Annotated in this window: 16 protein-coding genes; 7 read left to right on the plus strand and 9 right to left on the minus strand. The window is 50.0% G+C overall.

The features are described from left to right. Positions 1-180 precede the first annotated feature (180 nt). A complete protein-coding gene (locus AC6R0L_RS10740) occupies positions 181-1,233 on the minus strand; it encodes a porin (RefSeq protein ID WP_500629127.1) in 1,053 nt (350 codons plus the stop codon). Between the two features lie 330 nt (positions 1,234-1,563). On the opposite strand from AC6R0L_RS10740, the gene AC6R0L_RS10745 reads away from it, so the two are divergent. Both AC6R0L_RS10745 and AC6R0L_RS10750 read left to right on the plus strand, forming a co-directional pair. After that, positions 1,564-2,388: a MipA/OmpV family protein gene (locus AC6R0L_RS10745; RefSeq protein ID WP_500629128.1), complete on the plus strand. Its 825-nt coding sequence runs from the start codon at positions 1,564-1,566 to the stop codon at positions 2,386-2,388. Between the two features lie 50 nt (positions 2,389-2,438). After that, positions 2,439-3,230 carry a hypothetical protein gene (locus tag AC6R0L_RS10750; RefSeq protein WP_500629129.1) on the plus strand — a complete coding sequence of 264 codons (792 nt, stop codon included), beginning with the start codon at positions 2,439-2,441 and terminating at the stop codon, positions 3,228-3,230. A 9-nt stretch (positions 3,231-3,239) separates the two neighbouring features. Here the strand turns inward: AC6R0L_RS10750 and AC6R0L_RS10755 are convergent, their stop codons facing one another. After that, on the minus strand, positions 3,240-4,139 hold the full coding sequence (locus AC6R0L_RS10755) for a LysR family transcriptional regulator (RefSeq protein ID WP_500629163.1): 900 nt from the start codon (positions 4,137-4,139) through the stop codon (positions 3,240-3,242). Between the two features lie 122 nt (positions 4,140-4,261). On the opposite strand from AC6R0L_RS10755, the gene lldD reads away from it, so the two are divergent. The 3 genes from lldD to AC6R0L_RS10770 all read left to right on the plus strand — a co-directional run bounded on the left by lldD (position 4,262) and on the right by AC6R0L_RS10770 (position 9,193). Continuing rightward, a complete protein-coding gene (lldD, locus tag AC6R0L_RS10760; protein WP_500629130.1) occupies positions 4,262-5,398 on the plus strand; it encodes an FMN-dependent L-lactate dehydrogenase LldD in 1,137 nt (378 codons plus the stop codon). A gap of 94 nt (positions 5,399-5,492) precedes the next feature. Beyond that, positions 5,493-8,327, plus strand: a complete 2,835-nt coding sequence (locus AC6R0L_RS10765) for an FAD-binding and (Fe-S)-binding domain-containing protein (protein ID WP_500629131.1) — start codon at positions 5,493-5,495, stop codon at positions 8,325-8,327. Positions 8,328-8,446: 119 nt separating this feature from the next. Next, positions 8,447-9,193: a dienelactone hydrolase family protein gene (locus AC6R0L_RS10770; RefSeq protein ID WP_500629132.1), complete on the plus strand. Its 747-nt coding sequence runs from the start codon at positions 8,447-8,449 to the stop codon at positions 9,191-9,193. Between the two features lie 84 nt (positions 9,194-9,277). Here AC6R0L_RS10770 and AC6R0L_RS10775 read toward each other — a convergent pair whose 3' ends face one another. The 5 genes from AC6R0L_RS10775 to AC6R0L_RS10795 form a co-directional block, all read right to left on the minus strand. After that, positions 9,278-10,918, minus strand: coding sequence for a pectate lyase family protein (locus tag AC6R0L_RS10775; RefSeq protein WP_500629133.1), 1,641 nt, complete (start codon positions 10,916-10,918; stop codon positions 9,278-9,280). A 61-nt stretch (positions 10,919-10,979) separates the two neighbouring features. Then, positions 10,980-13,202 (minus strand): right-handed parallel beta-helix repeat-containing protein, encoded by a 2,223-nt coding sequence (locus AC6R0L_RS10780; protein WP_500629134.1) that lies wholly within the window; start codon positions 13,200-13,202, stop codon positions 10,980-10,982. A 72-nt stretch (positions 13,203-13,274) separates the two neighbouring features. Then, a complete protein-coding gene (locus tag AC6R0L_RS10785; protein WP_487902231.1) occupies positions 13,275-13,985 on the minus strand; it encodes an oligogalacturonate-specific porin KdgM family protein in 711 nt (236 codons plus the stop codon). A gap of 751 nt (positions 13,986-14,736) precedes the next feature. Further along, positions 14,737-15,255, minus strand: a complete 519-nt coding sequence (locus AC6R0L_RS10790; protein WP_500629135.1) for an NUDIX hydrolase — start codon at positions 15,253-15,255, stop codon at positions 14,737-14,739. Between the two features lie 115 nt (positions 15,256-15,370). Then, positions 15,371-17,008 carry a methyl-accepting chemotaxis protein gene (locus AC6R0L_RS10795; RefSeq protein WP_500629136.1) on the minus strand — a complete coding sequence of 546 codons (1,638 nt, stop codon included), beginning with the start codon at positions 17,006-17,008 and terminating at the stop codon, positions 15,371-15,373. A 379-nt stretch (positions 17,009-17,387) separates the two neighbouring features. Here AC6R0L_RS10795 and AC6R0L_RS10800 point away from each other — a divergent pair, with 379 nt between their 5' ends. Continuing rightward, positions 17,388-17,747, plus strand: coding sequence for an ArsR/SmtB family transcription factor (locus AC6R0L_RS10800; RefSeq protein ID WP_500629137.1), 360 nt, complete (start codon positions 17,388-17,390; stop codon positions 17,745-17,747). A 60-nt stretch (positions 17,748-17,807) separates the two neighbouring features. Further along, a complete protein-coding gene (arsB, locus tag AC6R0L_RS10805; RefSeq protein ID WP_500629138.1) occupies positions 17,808-18,854 on the plus strand; it encodes an ACR3 family arsenite efflux transporter in 1,047 nt (348 codons plus the stop codon). 39 nt (positions 18,855-18,893) lie between these two features. On the opposite strand, the gene AC6R0L_RS10810 is transcribed toward arsB, so the two are convergent. Together AC6R0L_RS10810 and AC6R0L_RS10815 are read right to left on the minus strand one after the other, a co-directional pair. Beyond that, on the minus strand, positions 18,894-19,292 hold the full coding sequence (locus tag AC6R0L_RS10810; protein ID WP_500629139.1) for a GFA family protein: 399 nt from the start codon (positions 19,290-19,292) through the stop codon (positions 18,894-18,896). Between the two features lie 30 nt (positions 19,293-19,322). Further along, entirely contained in the window at positions 19,323-20,123 is an 801-nt protein-coding gene (locus AC6R0L_RS10815) for a mechanosensitive ion channel family protein (protein ID WP_500629164.1), read from the minus strand. Positions 20,124-20,144: the final 21 nt, after the last annotated feature.

A 20,144-nucleotide genomic window follows, 5' to 3' on the forward strand; every position in this document is an offset into this window, starting at 1 on the left:
CAGGGTCACCTCGCCTTCACTGCACGCGGTTAAGCCGAGCGCCATCGCCACCAGTAAACTGTTGTGCGTAAACGTATTCATGGGTTGGGGTCCTATTGGTATGTGAGCCACTGGCTCGTTACAATCGGTTGAGATTGAACGCACCGAAGCGGCCAAACCACTTCGGTGCGGGGGATAACGTTAGAAGTCGTAGCGGATACCAAGCGCTAGCTCGTCTTCTTTTTGCCACTTGTATTGCACATCGCTGTCAGACAAGTTGTTGAAGTTGTATGAGATGTAGCCACGGAAGTTCGGCTGGAAGTAGTAGGTCGCATCAATCGCGATGTTATCGGCTGCGTCGCTCTTCTCACCGGTGTATTTGTTTTTCTCTTCTAGGTAGTTGTAGGTCGCAGTAAAGACCGCTTTATTCAGTGTGTACGACGCCGCGACTTCATAACCTGACAGATCCGACGCTTGTCTTAGGGTGCGGTTTTTATCTTCACCATCGACATACGCGGCGGCAAAGTAGAAGTCTCGGAATGCAACCGAGCCTGCGAGCATAAATTGGTCACGTTCAATCACGTAGCCTTGCTCATCAAACTCGTTGCCATCGGCATAACCTAGGCCAAGGTTGATACCAAACTCATCGATATCAAACGCGTAGGTGGTGGAGAGTGAGTAACCATCCGCGTCATTGTTGTCGAATTTATCGAGTTTGCCAGTCGCATCTTCAGTAATACGGTCTGCAAAGCGGTATGAGCCCTTCACGCCCAAGCCACCAAATTTGCCGGTATAGGTGAGCATGTTGTCGGTACGATCAGCAATGGCGATTTTGTACGCCGCCGAGTTGCCGTGGTAAGCCATGATGTCGGTAAAGTCGGTGATGACGCCCAGCGCACCTTCGTTCTTACCGTAAGTCACTTCACCAAACAGGGAGCCAAAGCCTGCGTATGCGTAACGGTTGGTGAGGTTATCTGCGTCAGTATCGGTCGCTTGACCTTGCTCATTGGTGGTGAATTCACCTTCGTAGAAACCGATGCCGTAGAAGCCGTTGGCCAATTCCGCTTTACCTAAGAAGTTAAGACGGATACGTGAGCGATCTTCGAATTCGCCGTCCATGACTGACGCGCGCGCTTCTGCGCGTCCACCCATTTGGATCGAGTTTTTACCATCATTGTAAATTTCTGAAGCCGACACAGAGGTTGCCGTTAGCGATGCGATGGCCAAAGCCAAAAGTGTTTTGTTGCTGTTCATTTGTAAGCCCTCGAATAATTATTGGTAATTGAACGGTGTGCATAATAATTTTCGATAAGCGTGAAATACATAAAGCCAAATTTATTCAAAACATCTTCAATCGTTATGAATCTGATGAATTCTCGATCAACCCGATCGCTTATCTTGGTATGAAAGCGCCATCATCGCCAATAAGATCACATTTCCTCAGCAGTTCCGCACTGTTACATCTCCACTTGTTATGCAATGTATAACTGAGCATGCCTGTACGGTGATGAATCAAGATCACTAAAATGGCGCCAACCGCGCGCTCCAAGGCGCTTTTCTTCCTCTTGCAACCAAGACATCTTGATGACTATGACTCTCAGCTCTCCCCCAACGCCCATTGTTCGCTTATGTCTCTATTTGCTGCTTATTACCAGCCTATATTCAAGCCACGTCACGGCGACGCCATATCGATTTCCCGATTTTTTCGGCATTGGTATTGGCAAAACACCGGAATATCACGGCGCCAAAGAGAGCATGACAGGCGCAGTACCCGGCGGACGCTACGCGTTTGAATCGGGAAGGTATATGGAGTGGTATGGGCCTTATGCGGGCATTAAAGTCAACACTGACTCACACTTTGAATATGGTCCCGCCGTGCTGTACAAACTGGGTCGAGATGAGGTCAAAAATTCGGCGGTGGATCAGCTCAACGCCATAGAGTCCGGCACCGAGTTGGGGCTGTTTGTCGGCTACAGCGTCGTGAACACCGACTACGCGTTACCGTTTCGCTATCGCGCTGGCGCACTCGCAAGCCATGCCTTTAGCGGTGACACCGAAGGCGCCAACATTAACCTCTACAACAGTGTCTGGGTGCCGGTTAACCAAGAAACGTTTGTCGGCGTTGGTGCGGGTCTGACTTGGGCCAACGGCGAGTTTATGCGCCACAACTTTTCCGTCAGTGACCAAGAGAGCCAATTGACCGGCATTGCGCCTTTTGCAGCCAGTGGTGGGCTACGTCAATACTACGCTTGGACGGGAGTGGTCCACCGCCTCAATCGCCACTGGGCATTGGGTGCAGGCGCCTATCTGCAGCAACTCACTAACGATGCCAAACACAGCACTATCACCGCTCAACAAGGGGACGATGTACAAGTGACGTACGGGATCGGGTTAGGTTACTTCTTTTAATTGAGGAAGATATTTAATTAAGGAACACGTTTGATTAAGGAACAAATAGCATGAAATATACGACATCGACATTGCCTGTCACCCTAGACTCCATCATAGGTATTCGCTCCGTTCGCACCGCCCTACTGCTACTTGGCAGCGTCCTATTAACAGGATGTAGCTCCAACAGCTCCACCAGCTCTATTTTAACTTCGCTGTGGAAAAACGAAGACGCGATCATGGCTGAGCAAGAACGTTATCGCACCTGCATTATCCACGCTGGTGATACCAGCGCTGTCAATCAGCAAGCGCTCGCACTGATGGTCAACACCGCGTTTGAATCCGACTCCAATGAACTGAAGATCGAGGCGCTGCGTGCCTACTCCGCTGGGGTTTCTCATCAATACAAACGCTCGCAAAGCATTCAGCTCTATCGAGATGCCTCCTTTGCACTGTGCCAAGCGTATCAATCCGGCATGCTTAGCGAGCCCAAACAGTTCTCTCAATCGGTCGCGAAACTACTCACCCTGCTCACCCATAACGCGACATTGACGCAACTAGACGATGATCAACATACCTTAACCCCGGAAAGCGAACGCACCTTCATGCAGTTGCAAAACGAACTCGCCCTGACACGCGATGAACTCGATAGCTTGATTGCTGAATCGACCACGCATGATGCATACTTGATGGCGCAGCTCGCGATCACCACTATGGCTTTCCAAAGCCTAGAAAAAGAGTATCCCCATTTTTATGATGCTGAGGTGAAGCAAACGGATAGCCAAATGAGCAGTTACCAAGGGATCATCAGCGATTTGAAGTCGGATATTCATCAGCTGAAACAGGCATCGGTGCTCGAATAGAGAGCCGATTCAAAAATAGTGCGAAATCGCCAGATATCGGGTGCGGATGTGCTCAATCAACAGCTTAACCTTGTTAGGTGGCTGGCGAGTAAAAGGATAGACGGCGTAAATGCCGAGCCGCTTAGCGACTTGTTCTGGGAAGAGATCAACCAGCTGACCGCTGCGCAAATCATGGTAAACCAAGCAGCGCGGTACATAGGCAATGCCGTGACCACCGAGCGCCGCTTTGCGCAGAGCAGTGGCGTTATCGGTGGAAAAACTGCCGGAGACTTTAACGAAGTAGTGGCTCTGCTTGCCCTTGAACTCCCACTCACTGGCGCCCGTGGTTTGATAGGCGTATTGCAGGCAGTTGTGCTGCAACAGATCGCGAGGCTCAATCGGCTTACCTTGTTTGGCAATATAGGAAGGGGACGCGCACACCACCCACTGCGAGTCTAAAATATGACGCGCGATCAGGCTCGAGTCTTCCAGGTAACCGGTGCGGATCACTAAGTCAAAACCCCCTTCCAGCAAATCGACAAACTTGTTATCCAGTGACATATCGACCGTTAAACCGGGGTGAAGATTGCAAAACTCCGCCACCGCATCAGCCAAGATCAAATCGCCCGAGATGGTCGGCACCGACATGCGAATGTGACCCGATATACTCTCGCCATACCCTGACACCGTATCGAGCGCTTCTTGCGCGGCTTGCTTCACACTTTTCGCACCTTGCGTCAGTGCTTTGCCCGCTTCTGTCAGGGTCAATTTTCGCGTTGTACGATATAAAAGCTGCACGCCGAGATCGTGCTCCAATCTCGCAATTCTTTTGCTAACTACCGAATTTGTCAGGTTATTGTGCTCTGCTACCTTGCTGAAACTGCCCAGTTCCACCACTTGGGAGAAGAGAATAAGATCGTCTGCGCGCATCATATTATGTCATTTTTGGAATTAATCATTTTCATTATTTCCCTATACCCAGAAAAAGGAAAGCGATAAGTTCACAATTAAGAAACAATTCAATCACAATGTAACGCCGTAAGGACATCGCCATGATCATTTCCGCCCCTACCGACTATCGCGCGGCCGCTCAACGTGCCTTGCCTCCCTTTCTGTTTCACTATATTGATGGCGGCGCAAATCAGGAGCATACACTGCGCCGCAACTGCGAGGATTTACAGGCCATTGCGCTTAAGCAGCGGGTACTGCGCAACATGGAAGATCTGTCACTCTCTTGCGATCTGTTTGGCGACACCCTCTCTATGCCTATTGCTCTAGCCCCCGTCGGGCTCACCGGTATGTACGCTCGGCGCGGCGAGGTGCAAGCGGCGCGCGCCGCTGACAACAAAGGCATCCCGTTTACGCTCTCGACGGTGTCTGTCTGCCCAATTGAGGAAGTGGCCCCTGTGATGGCGCGCCCGATGTGGTTTCAACTCTATGTGCTCAAAGATCGCGGCTTTATGAAACACGCTCTTGAGCGGGCCAAAGCGGCCGGCGTCACCACCTTGGTCTTTACTGTCGATATGCCCGTACCCGGTGCGCGATACCGTGACCGCCATTCAGGTATGAGTGGTGATTACGCCGCGCTCAAGCGAGTCTGGCAAGCGGCGTGTCACCCAAAGTGGGCGTGGGATGTGGGTCTCAACGGTAAGCCGCATGATCTGGGCAATATTTCAGCTTATCGCGGTGAACCGACTCAGTTAGAGGATTACATTGGCTGGTTGGGGGCCAATTTCGATCCCTCCATCAGTTGGAAAGATCTCGAGTGGATTCGTGAATTTTGGCAAGGCCCAATGGTTATTAAAGGTATTTTAGATCCTGAGGATGCCAAAGACGCGGTGAAATTTGGCGCCGATGGCATTGTGGTGTCAAACCACGGAGGACGCCAACTCGACGGCGTCCTCTCCAGCGCCAAAGCCTTGCCCGCTATCGCCGATGCCGTCAAAGGTGAGGTGAAGATCATGGTCGATTCGGGCATTCGCAGCGGCCTTGATGTCGTCAGAATGATTGCCCTTGGCGCCGATTGTACCCTGCTCGGTCGTTCATTTATTTATGCTCTGGCTGCGCAAGGTCAAGCTGGGGTTGAACACTTACTGAACCTGTATGAAAGTGAGATGCGCGTCGCGATGACGCTGACTGGCGCAAAATCACTTGCGGATCTCAATCTCGATGCGCTGAGCCAAATATAATCAGCAAACCGTGCAGCAAGACAGGCACCAAACGACATAATAAAAACAAGTGGTTAGGCCATGATAGCCCCACTCTACACAGCAGGAAGCGGATATGCCCAATACGTTGAACTCTCATCCTTACTCGGCCTTGATTGAGACGCTGAGCCAGCGCCTTGATAAAGATAGACTGATCACCGATGACGCCAAGCGTCTTGCGTATGGCACCGATGCCAGTTTCTATCGCTTGATTCCAAAACTAGTGGTCAAGTTGTCCAACCTCGATGAAGTGATTTGGGTGATCCGCACCTGCCGCGAGTTTGCGGTGCCCTTTACCTTTCGCGCCGCAGGCACCAGCCTTTCAGGCCAAGCGGTGTCGGATTCGGTGTTGATCACCTTGACCGATCACTGGCGCGGCCATGAGATCATCGATAATGGCAAAAAAATCCGCCTGCAACCCGGCGTGATTGGCGCTGACGCCAACCGTTACCTTGCGCCCTTTCAACGTAAAATTGGCCCTGATCCCGCCTCAATCAATACCTGTAAAATTGGCGGCATAGCAGCGAATAACGCCAGTGGAATGTGTTGCGGTACAGCGCAAAACTCCTATCGCACCATCGATAGCCTGACACTGGTTTTAAGCGATGGCACCGTGCTCAATAGCGCCGACCCAGCCAGTGTCGAGGCATTTAAACGCCAGCGCCCTGACATCATTGACGGCTTAACCCAACTGGTGGCAAAAACGCGCGCTAACCCCACACTCACCGAACGTATTCGCCACAAATATCGCCTAAAAAACACCACAGGCTACGCCCTTAACGCACTGGTCGATTTTGATGATCCGATTGAAGTGCTCGAACATCTGATGATTGGCTCAGAAGGCACCTTAGGCTTTATCGCAGACATCACTTACCACACCGTGGCCGATCACCCGTTCAAAGCCTCGTCGTTACTGGTGTTTGCTGATATCGAGACCGCCAGTCGCGCCGTCACGACTCTCTCCCAATCCCCCGTTGCCGCCGTCGAACTGATGGATGGTCGCGCGCTGAAATCCGTCGCCGATAAATCGGGTATGCCCGACTTTATGTCGACACTGACCACGGACGCAGCCGCGCTGTTGGTTGAAACCCACGCGGAAAGTGCTGATCAGCTCGAGGCGCAATGTGCGCGTGTGATGGCGGCTCTGACCGATTACGCGATTATCGAATCGGTCGATTTTACCTGCGATGCGAACACCGTCGCCACGCTGTGGGGCATTCGAAAAGGCATGTTTCCTGCGGTCGGCGCCGTTCGTGAAGTCGGCACCACCGTTATCATCGAGGATGTCGCTTTTCCCGTTGAGCATTTGGCTCACGGTGTGCGCGATTTGCAGCAACTGTTCGATCGCTACCACTACGATGAGGCGATCATTTTCGGCCATGCGCTGGAGGGCAACCTCCATTTTGTTTTTACCCAAGGGTTTGATAGCCAAGAAGAGATCGCCCGCTATGGCGCGTTTATGGATGACGTTGCCGAGTTGGTCGCGTTGAAATACCAAGGCTCACTTAAAGCGGAGCACGGCACAGGACGCAATATGGCCCCTTATGTCGAGCTCGAATGGGGTCAGGAAGGCTACCAATTAATGCAGCAAATTAAGCGCTTGTTTGATCCCGACGGACTGCTCAACCCGGGTGTCATCATCAACGACAACCCCAACGCGCACCTTGAAGATTTGAAGCCGATGCCCGCGGCGGATCCGATTGTCGATCGTTGCATTGAATGCGGCTTCTGTGAACCGGTCTGCCCATCGCGCACCTTAACGCTTTCCCCTCGCCAGCGGATTGTGTTGTACCGTGAGATCCAGCACCGCAAACGCCATCAACTGCCTAGCGCGCATGAACTAGAGCTGGTGTTTGAACATCAAGGTTTAGATACGTGCGCCGCCACCGGATTGTGCGCCGATCGCTGCCCGGTGGGCGTCAACACGGGTGATCTGGTCAAGCAACTGCGCAGTGCCAAGTATCACTCCTTCACGCCGATTGCACGTTGGACAGCGGATCACTTCGCCACCACGACCACGTTAACCCGCGCCGCGCTGGGCGCAAACCGTATCGCCTCTGCCCTGCTACGCCCTAACAATATGGCGGCGGTCATGAGCCAAATTCGCCGAATCACCAAAGGCAAAACGCCACAATGGTTAGCAGAAATTCCCACCCCAAACCGCCACCGCGTCGATAAGGCGATGGAACTCTTGGTCAAATCCGATAAAAAAGTGGTCTATCTGCCCTCATGCGCTTCAAGAACTATGGGCCAGCAAGCGGACAACCCAGACTCACGCAGCTTGACTCAAGTCACGCTCTCGCTGATCAAAAAAGCAGGCTTTGAAGTGATCATTCCAGACGGTCTCGACAGCCTCTGCTGTGGCATGCCCTATGACAGCAAAGGAATGACGGATCTCGCCAAGCAAAAAACCATACAACTGGAAAAAGCGCTCTACGCCGCTAGTTACCAAGGGGAGTACCCTATTTTGATGGACACCAGCCCGTGCGCGAAGCGCAGCATTGAGCACTTTACCCAGCCGCTGACCATCGTCGAGCCGACGGGTTTCGTTCATCGTTACTTGCTGCCACACTTAACGTTGACGCCCAAACAAGAAACCGTGATGTTGCATGTCACCTGTAGCGCAAGACGCATGGGATTGGAAGCCGACATGCTCGCGCTCGCCAAGGCGTGCGCCACCGACGTCGTGCTACCTGAGCACATCGCCTGTTGTGGCTGGGCGGGCGACAAAGGCTTCACCACACCGGAGCTCAACCAAGCGGCACTCGAATCGCTCAAAGCGCAAGTTCCCGATGGGTGTCACCGCGGATTTAGTAACAGTCGCACCTGCGAAATAGGATTGTCCCATCACAGTGGCATCCCGTATCAATCGATTCTGTACTTGGTGGATGAGGTGTCGACGCCGTCCTAATCCTCCCCTATAAAAACATGGCTTCGATTTGCGCTCTTTGTGCGCCGCTTACGTAAGACAAGCGATAACGTATTTTGACTCGATACGTACTAAGCTTGTTGAAACAACGGAGGTGAACAATGAAAAAGAGAATCGGGTTAGGGTTAACGCTGCTGAGTAGCGCGCTGATGAGCGTCAACGCGTTGGCAGGCGAAAGTAAAATTTACAATGTAAATGGTATTGAATACGAGGGCTACTGGTCCAAAGCGGGTGACGATGCCCCGTTAGTCTTACTGGTGCACGACTGGGATGGGTTGACCGATTATGAAATGAAACGGGCACAGATGTTGACAGAGCAAGGCTACAACGTCTTCGCTGCGGATTTGTTCGGCAAAGGGATTCGGCCTGAGAAAATTGAAGATCGCCGCCAACACACTGGCGAGCTCTATAAAGACAGAGACAAATTGCGTGCTTTGATGCAAGGCAGTTTAGACTTTGCCGCCAGCTTAGGGGGCGATGTCAGCAACGCGGTGGTCATGGGTTACTGTTTTGGCGGAGCCGCAGTTCTTGAATCGGCGCGTGCAGGCATGCAAGCAAAGGGGTTTGCGACGTTTCACGGCGGGCTATCGACGCCTGAAGGACAATCCTATCAACAAACTAAAGCGCCTATCCTAGTGCTGCATGGTACCGCGGACACGGCCATTACCATGGATCAATTTGCCGCGCTCGCTACCGAGCTAGAAGCAACCCAAGTGCCCCATGAAATGATCACCTACAGCGGCGCGCCCCACGCATTCACCGTGTTTGACAGCGACCGCTATCGAAAAGACGCCGACGAAAAATCGTGGCAACGCTTTGGTGAGTTTTTGGCCTCAGTGACACAGTAATAGACGCGCTGTCAAAAACGCAATGAAGAAAAGCAGCCTCCTTCTAGATGGCTGCTTTTTTGTTTGGCGACAACACCGTTTGAGTTATTGACTCAGCTTGCCCGCGCCGACTTTATCTTTCAATGTGTTAAGCAACTCTGCGGGCGCTTTGACATCATAGGCATAGTGTTGGCTCGGGTGCCAAAAACGCGCCTCTTGAGCTGGGTCTAGCGAGATCAGCGGCGCACTGCTTTTACTCTTCTTCGCCTTAGCGTGGGCAACCTCGTTCAACTCAACAGGCTGACCATTCAACCAATTGTTGTGCGCGAAGTAATAAGAGCCGCACTTTGCTTCACTCCAACCTGCATTAAGACACTTCTTCTTGTTGCTTTGGCTAGAGCTGTAACCAATCAACTTGTTGACGATGTCTTTTTCTTTGCCGGGAATCACAAACGCATTCTCTTCCACATAGAGTTTACCCGCCGTGCCCACCATCATGGCATCGCCCATCCGATATTTAGGATAAGGAGAGGTGCGGTAATCAAGTTCATACAGGTTGTTGTACACATGAACGCGACCAAAGCGCACGCGCGGCATACGTTGCCCTGTGGTCTCGAAATGGTTGTCATGAAAAGTGACATCCAACACGTCTGGACCATAGCCGGTTTGTGCATTGGCACTGTCAGAACCACCAATCAACCCGACCTTATCGTGATGCTTGAAGTGGTTGTTCGAGACCGTCACTTTGGTTGACGCGCCAACAATATCGATCAAGGCGTCGTGGTGTTGTACTTTTTGCGTCTTTTCGTTGTATGGCGCGTCCCAAACGGGTGGGAAGCGATCGTCAGTCCGTTCACCATTGCTAAAACTGTTGTGATCAATCCACACCATAGACGCGTTTTCTACTGTGATGTTGTCGTACTCAGAGTTCCAACGCCCCCCGCGCAGCGCGCACCCGGTTGGATTGACCTTGTCATCAACAAACGTCTCACTGCAATTTCCTTGACCAAATTCTTTTTTGTCGACTTTAAACGAATCTCTTGGTCCCCACCCTGGGAAATCATCAAACGCATCGGTAAAGCGAAGGTTTCGGATCACGATATTTTGCGCATGATAGTTGTACGGTTTGGCTTGATTCTTTTCTCTGTCATAGCGCAGTTGACCTAATCGCAACTGACCATGCTTAATTTCCGCGTCGGTGCCAACGCCAATCAGTGAGGTGTTAGAGCCGACACGCAGCACGATATGGTTGTTCTGCTGGCGACTAAAGCATTGACGCAGAGTTTCCAGTTCCCCCGTTAACTCCGGCGGACGACCGTTTACAAGCGATTGTTTGTGCCACTCTTGCGGACGATAGGCATGATAATAAGCGGCATAGAAATCGTCGTAGCTATCGTATGGCGAGTCACAACGTGCCATATACTGCTCAGGTGCGATGGGTTGACCTGTCGCATCACTGTTCAAATCGATGGAACCTTTGACGTAAATGATTTTTGCCTGATGAGATGGCTCAACCCACGCACCATCTGGGGCGATGCTTGGTTGACCCTCGTTGAGTGCATCCATCAGCTCTTGACGGTTGGTGACTGTGGTGATTTGTGTCGCGCCGCATCCTCCCGTGACACCGGTGGCCCAGCCTGTTGCGCCAAGAGAGCTTGGCGTCGAATCGGTGTCAGGTGAACACGCTGCCCATGTGGGTAGCGCCAACATGGTACAGGGAAGAATGAAAAGTGAGGCGATTTTCATCGTGTTGTACTCCATAAAAAGCGATAAAAAAAGGCTTAGCGTTTGCTAAGCCTTTCGGTGGTTAGGGTTGTGATAACAACGCTTTTAAGCGCATCGCTTCCGATTGACCGGGAACCGGTTCGGTAGCGGAAATTTTCGATGCTTTTTTCAGCTCCACCAAACGCTGCGACTCAATCGCCTGACCTTGGTCATTGACGGTAATGCCATCCGCAAGCAGGTAGTTGTTCTGCTTCACATCCGCGTTCACCACATCGCTGTAGTCACTGTCGACAAAGAAGCGGTATGACTGGTTACCCGTAAAGGTACCCTGCTTCACTGTCTCTGTGTATGGACTCTTACGTACGAGGAAATTGAAACGTTTGTTGTCGATAGACACGTTGTTTTCCAATTGCAATGCACCCGGGTTGAAGTTATCGGTAAAGCCGTCCATGTGGTTGTGGAAGGCTAAGTTGTTGCGCACAATATGCGCCACAGGTAAACCTTCACCGCCGAGCTTAAAGCCATTACCACGTGAACCGCCTTTACCTGCTACTTCAAGCGTTTGTCCATTTTGGTACGCGACAGAATCTAGAATAGTCACGACGCCATTGGCACCATCTTCAACCTTGTTGAACAAATCCCAGCCATCATCGATGTTGTGATGGGCAACACAACGGATAAAGGTGTTACCATCACCGATGCGCATTTTGGCAGCAAAACCATCCGCATTGATTTGTGACTCATCCATGTTGTTGTAGCTTTCGCTGTTTTCCACCACGTTATAGCTTGCCCACAGTGCACGGCCAATCTTCGCCTGTGAGGTGATTTGGAAACCTGTATCAGGTGCACTGTGCGTCACAATGCGATCAAAGTGGTTGTGGCTGCCGTGTACAATATAGCGCGCACCTGCCACCTCGATATTCTTCACATTCCAGTAGCTGGCGTCATGCAAAATATCGCCGCTAAAGGTCACGCCATCTTTTGCGATCAGATGCTTGGGTTTATCTTGGGTACCACTCACAGACACTGGCAGCGTCAAACTTGGGTAGACACCCGGCTCTAATGTGATGGTACCACCCGGTGCCACTAGCTCTACAGCTGCCGCAAGATCAAGCTGGCTGTTAGGGCTAACGGTGAGGTTCATTGGATCGCTCACCGTGACTTTTTCAACCGATTGAACGTAGCTTTTCGCGCTCAGATCCGGCCCTTCGACAGGGGTGTAAGTCACAGTAAATTGCGCTTGGTTTTGCTTAAGCGTGGCGTCGTAGTTGAAAAACTCACCGGCACTGACCGCCACATTATCGACCAAGATTTGCCCATTTTGGCTCACGCTGAACGTACCCGAATAGTTGGCACGCGACTGCAAGGTATAGTTATCAATCGCACTGCGATCAGGCGACGCTTGTTGCAGCACCACGTCTTCCAATGTGGCTTTGTAAAGCGGCGCATCCACTGTGTTGGCTGGGGTTAGCGTGAGATCCACATCGCTGACGGTGATTTTCGCATTTCGAGAGGCAAAGAAACCGATGTATTGGTAATTCGGATCTTGCACTTGAACAATATTGGCATTCGCACCTTTGATCTCTTCGCTCTGCTGCACTGTACCATCATCATAGGTGACAAGGTAGCCGCTGTCGGTACGTGTTAATGACATTTTGTAGGGCTTATCTGAGCCAAATGGCACGCCTTTAATGAACTCATCACGGCTCATGCGGTTGCCGCCCGTACCCCAAGGTTGGTAGATACCTTCACGGTAATTGGCGTTGATGTTCACCAAGCCATTGGTCGCTTTTTTGTTTGCACGCAGCGCATGCATCACCATGTTCGATGCCGAAGGAAACTCTTCCAAACCTTCAGGTTGAGGATTCAATCTTGGCTCACCAATAATATCGCGTACCATGATCCCAGCCCCTTCTTGGCGGTTGGGTTTTGAACCGGTTTCAGGGCCAAGCTGATCCAAGGTGATGGTCGCAGACAGGGTGAAATTCACATCGGTTGGGATTTTGGTGTAGTAAAAAGTCACCCCTTCATGAGAGTTAGCGAGCTTGCCGCCACGGCTTTCAATGGTAAAAGTGTCCGCCAAAGCACCCGCGGTGGCCGGTTTGCCATTAACGAGCACTTCATTGGTGCCGACTTTTTCCGGCAGTATGGTTGAACCAAAGTTTAAATCGGTGGATTGACCAAACGTAATGGCCTGCCAAGTGAGCGTATCAGGAGAGAGAGATTGTGATTGTTGCGTATCGGTCGCACATCCAGTGATAGACATCGCCGCCGCGATACACAGAGCAATGGGCGTTTTTTGCATAATGGGTATCCTCATTGAAACCCTATTGGCACCGGAGTACCAACAGGGTTTTAGGTATCGTCAAGATGGTGATTAGAAGCTGTATTTCATGCCGATACGGTAACGAGGTTTCCAAGCATCTTTCTCAGAGCTGTTCTCTTTCTTATCTGGTGTCACACCAAATTCAGCAAACGGATACCATCCGCCACCCATTTTGTACTCTGCTTTGAAGTTGAATTCAGTAAATCCGTCACTGTCACCTTTCCACACATCTTCACCCTCTTGTTTCCAGGTGTAGTCTGACGATGCACTCAGCGACCAGTTGTCGATGCCTTTGTAACCTAGGCCCACTGTCCAACGGTTGTAGTGTGAGTTATCGTCGCCACCATTTTTGATCTCATAGTGGTAACGATGACGGAAAGATGTCGACCAATCGTCGTTAATTTTGTAACCCAACGTTAGGTTAAACTGGTGGGCATGTTTATTACTGCCCGTTTCCCATTTGTACTGAGGGGTTAGAGTAAATTGGTCATCAAGCTTCCAGCGGTAGCTGATGTTGGCTTGGTTACCCGCATCAACAAACTGGTCGAAGTCAAAGAAGCCGTCACCACTTTGCCACTTGGTTTCCACTTCCCAACCGACACCATTCGCATGGCGATGGGAAACCGCGATACGGTCTTTATGGACTTGGTCTTTGCCCTCAAATTTAGGCGTCCACTCGTGACGCATATTGATAGAGACCGCATGCGCCGCTGTACTGGTTAGTGCGAGTAGGATAGCAGAAGTTATAATTTTATTTTTCATTTCGAAACACCGTTTTGTTCTCGTTAAGTTCAATTTAACTTACGCCTTAAAGACCCTTATTTGAAAGTGGTATTTGACCAAAACGTGATCAATGAAACGATGTTTTAATAAATTACGTAATTAAATGTGATTTGATTAATATTTACTAACTCCCTATAAATTAATATAAAAATATTTAGTAAAGACAAATCAAAAAACCTGAATTAGATCACAATGAAACATTGTTTCTATTTATTTTCAATAACATAAACAAAAGGATTTACAGCGTGAATAGATTGGCAATTCTTGGAATCGGAGCGACGTCAGCTCTGCATATTGTCACAGCAAACAGTATGATGGATGAGAACGGGAAGAAGTTTGGCACCTTTGGCAGTCGCACGGTCAGTGTCGATGCCGCTGACTTTCAAGCTCGAAGCCTCACGATAGAAAATGGCTTTGATTTCCCACAAAACCAAAAGAAAGAAAGCAAAAGACGATCCGAGCCGCCAGAATGGGACTCAAGCGGTGGCGTTGCTTATTTCCCATCAAGGGGATCGCGCTCAATTTCGAGATGTTTCCGTAACCAGTTATCAAGACACATTATATTCTCGTGCAGGGCGCGCCTATTTTGACGAATAACAGATCAGTGGCACCGTCGATTTCATCTTTGGTCATGGCACAGTATTAATTGAGCGCAGCGATATCATTGCTCGATACTAAGATAGTGCCATCATGTCAAACGAGCATGGGGCTGTACGAAACCCATGTTCGCTCACAGCATCTCTTTGGCGATCAGTTGCAGCAAGAAGGTTTCGCGCTCGATGCTCATGCCCTTTTTGTCACTTTGCGCCATGGTTTTCTCGTTGTGAGCGATGGCATCGTGGATATTCATCCACACAGGTTTCATCCCGTTTTTTATTTCATAATCTTCGTAGGCCGTCTCACCGAGCTCTCTGTCCACCTTGCAGGTGTAGCAGTAGGAGATCATGTGCATTACATCGGCGTCATCTTTGTACCAAGGACGAAACTCTTCATAAAGGCCGAATGGCTTGATGGCGTGAATATTTTGCGCGCCGGTTTCTTCTTGCAGTTCGCGCACCATACCTGCGATGACGTCTTCATCGGGATCGAGGCCGCCACCAGGGATGGTGTAATCGTGGTAACGCGCGGTGTAGAGTAAGAGGATATCCTCTCCACTGATGACAATGGCGCGTGCAGCATTACGCTTAAACACAATTTTGTCGTCTAGGTGATCAATATCGGGGTGAAGAGTGGTTCTAAGGTGTCTCATAATGAATCGCACAGCTCTGATGGATGTTGCTCTATATAATGGGTCGTGATTCTATCATCAGAGCTGGCGATTTACCTCAGTTGTCGAAAGACGTGCCTTGTGTGTTGAGAGACGTTTATGCCAGCTTGAAGCGCTGAATCATGGCCAGTAGATCATTGGAGACACGGTTCAATTCTTGACCTGATGACGCCATTTGTTTTGACTCTACCGACACTTCTGACGCCATATCACGCAGGCTGACAACATTGCGGTTGATGTCTCCGACCGTGACCGTTTGTTGCTCCGCAGCCGTTGCGATGTGCTGGTTCATCTCCTCAATCGTGTGTACCTCTTTGTTGATGAGATTCAGCGCATCTCCCGCTTGGCTCGATAACGAAGACGCACTGCCCGCTTTTTCAGCGCCTTGGTTCATCACCTCCACCACATTTTTCGTACCGGCTTGCAGTTTTTCAACAATGCTCTGGATCTCTAATGTCGACTCCTGCGTTCGCACCGATAGCGTTCTTACTTCATCGGCGACCACGGCAAAGCCTCGACCTTGTTCACCGGCGCGCGCCGCTTCAATGGCGGCATTGAGCGCCAATAAGTTGGTCTGCTCGGCGACGCCTCGAATGACTTCCAGAACCGTGTCAACGTTATTCGCATCGCTCGCTAGTTGCTGCACCACCTCTGTTGCTGCTTCGATTTGCTGTGCAAGTTCATTAGCGACCGTGACATTTTGACTAATAATCGCGTGGCTGTTCGAAGCTTCTTTCGCCGCTAATCCACTGGCATCATTGGCCTCAACGGTGCGACTGGCCACTTCTTCCACCGTCGCTAGCATTTGAGTCATCGCCGTCGCCAACATATCGACGTCGTTTTGCTGCTGGTTCAAGCTGTCATCAATATGATGCACCGAGTGTGTCAGTTGCGAAGCGGATGCTGAGACTTGAGCCCCGGCATCGCTGATGCTCTGCATGATGGTCTGTAGTGAGGCAATAAACTGGTTGAAATAACGCGCAAGTAATATCAGTTCTGCACTGCCCTCTTCCGGCAAGCGCTGAGTCAGATCGCCTTCACCTTTTGACAACTCACGCATCGCTCTCACTGTGCGTTTAATTGGGCTAGTGATGGTTTTTATGAAGTAACCGACAATCAAGGATAAGACCACCAAAATCCCCAGCGCGTAGCTCAATGAGGCGATTTCCGACATTCTGGTTGCATTTTCAAGCGCCACCATGTTCATCCCAGACCCTATCATCCACCCCCAGGGTTCAAACTGCATCACATAACTGGTTTTCGGATCGATGGTGTTTTTATCTGGATTCTTCCAAGTGTAGTTGACGAAGCCGCCACCACTTTGCGCCATCTTGTACAAGTCTTTAACAAAGAAATGTCCAGAGCTGTCTTTGAACTCCATGATGTTTTTGCCTAGCAAAGAAGCGACGCCCGTTGCCAATTGGACACCGTGTTTGTCTCCCACAAAGATGTAGTTCCCCTCGTCAAAACGCATTGCAGAGATCGATTGAAGGGCGTTCTTTTGGCCCTCTTCCAACGTCAGCTCGCCACTTTGGACTAATTCGTAGTAGCGATTAGCGACACCCATAGCGCTTTGCACTAAGGTTTCAACCCCATGCTCGTAGTTGTAACGCATGTGCTCTCGGGATTTTTCGATGTTAAGTAGAGTGTTAACAATAAGCCCCAGCGCGAATAGCGCTAGGATTGACCATGCTCTGATCGCAATGGACACGTCCTTGATTTTTAGTGGTTTCATACCTGTTTTCCTAGCCATTCTGAATCGATTTTATCGTTATTGCTTTGAACTGCTTCCAACGTCACACACTGGGTATGATGTTGAATTCGTCGCTGTTGTTATTATTTTGTAAATTTAGCACTCTTTTTAGGGCTCGATATCACAAAACATTGAATACAGAGCGCAACATGTCCTATTAATAATTCAATAGATAAAACCCACTGATTTAGAGCATTCGCACCATGAATGATTAGCATTTTATGCTGGCTAATTTCCATACTGGCATAAACATCGGAGCATCCTACTTTTGAGACGGCGTGATGACGATCGCTTTATCTGTTGCATGCCAGCCTCTCGAAGCGTAGCATTAATCGTCTTTTCACGATTAAGGAATCGCAACATGAGCACTCACTGCCAACCGGCCAATCTTCAGGATGTAGTGCGCGATGAGCGCGACACTCGCGACACTCTCGAAGAGGAAAAAATAGCGTTATTGGCCAAGGCACTCGCTCACCCGGCTCGCGTGCGTATCCTGCGCATTCTTCTACAAATGGACAAACGCGGAGAGTGCCTCAATAGTGACCTTGTGGGCGAACTGGGGCTGGCGCAATCTACCGTCTCAGAACACTTGAGAATCTTGAAACAGGCAGAATTTATCCTTAGCGAGCCCAAACCACCCAAAGTCTGCTACCGCGTCAATACTGTGGCACTGGCACAATTTGGCGATTTGTTTCATCACTTGTTCAGCCCAAATGATTGACTTCATTTGTCTTAAGCTATTAATCGAATTTCGACGATAAACGAATATAGAGACCCAACCATGAATGCTAATCACGCTAACGCAGCTCAAAACATGAGCTTTCTCGATCGCTATCTCACTGTGTGGATATTCGCCGCAATGGCACTCGGTGTTGCGATCGGCGCACTGTACCCCCACATGGCTGAATGGAATCAGGCAATGTCAGTGGGCTCAACCAACGTGCCACTCGCCATTGGCTTAATTTTGATGATGTATCCTCCTCTTGCCAAAGTGGATTACCGACTGCTTGGCCAAGTTCGTCGCGATAAGCAAGCCATCAAACTCTCTCTGATCATGAACTGGCTCGTTGGGCCCATTTTGATGTTTGTGCTCGCACTGCTGTTTCTTGCAGACAAACCGGGTTACATGGTGGGCATCATTTTGATTGGCTTAGCGCGCTGCATTGCAATGGTGTTGGTGTGGAACGATATTGGCGGTGGCAACAAAGAGTACGGCGCCGCATTGGTGGCACTCAACAGCGCCTTCCAAATTGTTACCTACAGTTTTATGGCTTGGCTATTTATTACCGTTCTGCCGCCACTGCTCGGCTACCAAGGGTTTGAGGTCGATATCTCTATGCTCGATATTGCCGAAAGCGTCCTGATCTATTTGGGTATTCCTTTCCTTGCTGGCTTTCTCAGTCGCCAATGGCTCACCAAGCTTAAGGGCGAAACTTGGTACAACGAGGTGTTTGTACCACGTATTTCACCCATCACTCTGATTGCACTGCTTGCGACCATTGTTCTCATGTTTAGCCTCAAAGGCGATATGATTTTGCAATTACCTATGGATGTCATACGTGTTGCTATTCCGCTCACGCTCTATTTCGTATTGATGTTTTTTACCAGCTTTTGGATCGGGAAAAAGCTCGGAATTGAGTATGATAAAAACGCCTCGATTGCATTTACCGCGACCGGGAATAACTTTGAACTGGCGATTGCGGTCAGCATTACGGTATTTGGCCTCCACTCAGATCAAGCGTTTGCAGGCGTGATTGGCCCGTTGATTGAAGTGCCAGTGTTGATTGCGCTGGTTAATATTGCGTTGAAAATGAAGATGCGTTACTGAAAACGGATTGAGCAAACCCAAGGGTTTGCTCTGCTTGTTCTAAGACCTATCGGCTGGGTGGTGCACTCCGTCCATCGTCGTTATGTCGCCAAGATCAAACGGGTTCACCTCTTCAAGGCATCCGACATTGTAGCCATACTCTGTCGGGTCCGAACGGCGCTGATGATGAGTGTAGATGCCACATATTTTGCAAAAATAGTGTTTTGCTGTGTGGGTATTGAATTGATAGACGGTCAGGCTCTCTTCGCCTTGCAGTAGGGTGATTCCATCCAATGGGACAGAGGCCACTATCGCTCCTTTACGACGACATAAGGAGCAATCACAACGGCGCGGTTTCTCAATCCCATTAGGTAAAGAGAGCGCCAGTTTAACCGCACCACAGTGACAACTTAGCGTGTGTGTTTCTTTAATTGTTGTCGGACCCACTTGCTTGATCATGCTCTCCTCCTTGAGAACGTCTTGATAACTCTACGGCGCTACTTTAGGAAAACGCTGCTCATACAAAGCCATAAAATCCATACGAATCCCCTGCTCTAGATGAGACGCTTTGTCTGTAGGGCAAAATAGGGTGAACTGAACAATTTGCTCACCCGTCGCCGCACTAGTGACCGCGATATGAGGCTCTGAACCGGGCAAATCGACCCCCGCTCGCTTTTCAATAATGGCATTGTATCGTTTGGCGACTTCACTAAAGTAATGAATGCGTTCGTTAATTTTATCTTCGACATCTTTAAGCATCGGATACAGATTGACAAAATCCGGCACGATGATTGAGAAATGGTGGAACACATACCGCTTCATGAAGTTCAAGTTTTTAACCGGATAGGTAAAAAATAAGCTGTTTGGTAAGGTGATAGTCTTACCTGTGTAGTTGTACTCACCGTGATAGACATCAATCTCCTGAATCACGGTGGCCATCAAATTGTGTTCAATGACTTCACCGGTACTTTTGCCCACTTCGATCCAATCGCCCATGCGAAACGAACGCGAGCTCGCACGCTGAATGGAGCCAGTGAAACAGAGGATAATCTCTTTCGAGGCAACCACAATGGCCACCGCAATCGCCGTCACTGAGAGTGCGAATTCACTGATTTCCGGTTTCCACAATGTGAACAGCAACACCACAGTGACCGCAAAAGCGGCGTTTTTTGTGCGATACATCCAACTGCGTTGCTCTTCACTGACAAAAGCCACGTCACCACGAATCTTAGCCAATACCACGCGACGGACCAAAGCAATCAGCAAAATAATCAGCGCTGTAAAAACCATTTTGTGAGTCAACAGGAAGTC

Source organism: Vibrio sp. R15-SG3-ISO1A (assembly GCF_059833955.1).

Bases quoted from the DNA above. Each gene is read 5' to 3' on its own strand.
- AC6R0L_RS10785 (WP_487902231.1), bottom strand. From the start codon at position 13,985: ATGAAAAATAAAATTATAACTTCTGCTATCCTACTCGCACTAACCAGT.
- AC6R0L_RS10770 (WP_500629132.1), top strand. From the start codon at position 8,447: ATGAAAAAGAGAATCGGGTTAGGGTTAACGCTGCTGAGTAGCGCGCTG.
- AC6R0L_RS10810 (WP_500629139.1), bottom strand. From the start codon at position 19,292: ATGATCAAGCAAGTGGGTCCGACAACAATTAAAGAAACACACACGCTA.
- AC6R0L_RS10775 (WP_500629133.1), bottom strand. From the start codon at position 10,918: ATGAAAATCGCCTCACTTTTCATTCTTCCCTGTACCATGTTGGCGCTA.
- AC6R0L_RS10745 (WP_500629128.1), top strand. From the start codon at position 1,564: ATGACTATGACTCTCAGCTCTCCCCCAACGCCCATTGTTCGCTTATGT.
- AC6R0L_RS10740 (WP_500629127.1), bottom strand. From the start codon at position 1,233: ATGAACAGCAACAAAACACTTTTGGCTTTGGCCATCGCATCGCTAACG.
- arsB (WP_500629138.1), top strand. From the start codon at position 17,808: ATGAATGCTAATCACGCTAACGCAGCTCAAAACATGAGCTTTCTCGAT.
- lldD (WP_500629130.1), top strand. From the start codon at position 4,262: ATGATCATTTCCGCCCCTACCGACTATCGCGCGGCCGCTCAACGTGCC.
- AC6R0L_RS10780 (WP_500629134.1), bottom strand. From the start codon at position 13,202: ATGCAAAAAACGCCCATTGCTCTGTGTATCGCGGCGGCGATGTCTATC.
- AC6R0L_RS10815 (WP_500629164.1), bottom strand. From the start codon at position 20,123: ATGGTTTTTACAGCGCTGATTATTTTGCTGATTGCTTTGGTCCGTCGC.
- AC6R0L_RS10755 (WP_500629163.1), bottom strand. From the start codon at position 4,139: ATGCGCGCAGACGATCTTATTCTCTTCTCCCAAGTGGTGGAACTGGGC.
- AC6R0L_RS10750 (WP_500629129.1), top strand. From the start codon at position 2,439: ATGAAATATACGACATCGACATTGCCTGTCACCCTAGACTCCATCATA.
- AC6R0L_RS10800 (WP_500629137.1), top strand. From the start codon at position 17,388: ATGAGCACTCACTGCCAACCGGCCAATCTTCAGGATGTAGTGCGCGAT.
- AC6R0L_RS10795 (WP_500629136.1), bottom strand. From the start codon at position 17,008: ATGAAACCACTAAAAATCAAGGACGTGTCCATTGCGATCAGAGCATGG.
- AC6R0L_RS10790 (WP_500629135.1), bottom strand. From the start codon at position 15,255: ATGAGACACCTTAGAACCACTCTTCACCCCGATATTGATCACCTAGAC.
- AC6R0L_RS10765 (WP_500629131.1), top strand. From the start codon at position 5,493: ATGCCCAATACGTTGAACTCTCATCCTTACTCGGCCTTGATTGAGACG.